Origin of the sequence: Bifidobacterium aemilianum, assembly GCF_003315635.1 — a bacterium.
Taxonomy (GTDB): Bacteria; Actinomycetota; Actinomycetes; order Actinomycetales; family Bifidobacteriaceae; genus Bifidobacterium; species Bifidobacterium aemilianum.
The window spans coordinates 1-674 of record NZ_PDCG01000036.1 but is presented as its reverse complement, the minus strand read 5'-3'; the positions used below and the strand labels follow the sequence as shown (position 1 = coordinate 674).

The window sequence follows — 674 nt, the reverse complement described above, 5'->3', positions numbered from 1 at the left end:
GCCCGAGATCCGGTATTTCACATAGCCGCCGATGGATGCAGAGGAACCCCTGGACCCATCATGCACGGCCTGCTTGGTGATGGTGGGACGATCGTTCTTGATCTCCACCCGACCCAGGATGGGTGCCGTGGGCGAGGTCTCGTTCTTGAAGCGGGTGTATCCGGGGAAGGTGGAGGTCACGCCGACCGCGGTTCCCACCAGCATGGGGATCGAGTTGCTGTAGCCGCCCGGGCCGCCGGCGGCGGTCGTATCGACAACAACGTAGATCCCTTGGGCCAGACCGCTGAATGCGGCCGAGGTACCCGAGCCGGTGGCGGTGTAAGTCGAGCTGGCGACCAGGCCGGCGAAGGCCGGCTCTGCGACCAACTTGGTCACGAAGTCGCGCAGGTGACCGGCCCAGGCGTGATCGGCGCTGTTGGAGGTGGTGTCATCCTGGGATACGCCAGAGACGCCCTGCGACTGGAAACCCAACCATAGCGAGGACATCTCACCGACCGGATTGTCCTGGACGGCCGGGGCGGGCGAAGCCGGGTGCCCCGGGGGCGGGGCGGCCCACCCCCGGTACCCACCGCTCCCCTTTAGGCCGGCAAGGATTCGCAGATCGCCGACCCAACGACCATGAAGGTGTCTCGGCTCTGCGTAAGGAGTTCGGCGGCCACCCCGTCGAGCAGGAG

Annotated in this window: 1 pseudogene; it reads right to left on the bottom strand. The window is 66.6% G+C overall.

What is annotated here, in order from left to right:
- Positions 1 to 486, bottom strand: a pseudogene (locus CRD60_RS08285) (hypothetical protein); the annotation flags it as partial.
- Between the last annotated feature and the right edge of the window lie 188 nt (positions 487 to 674).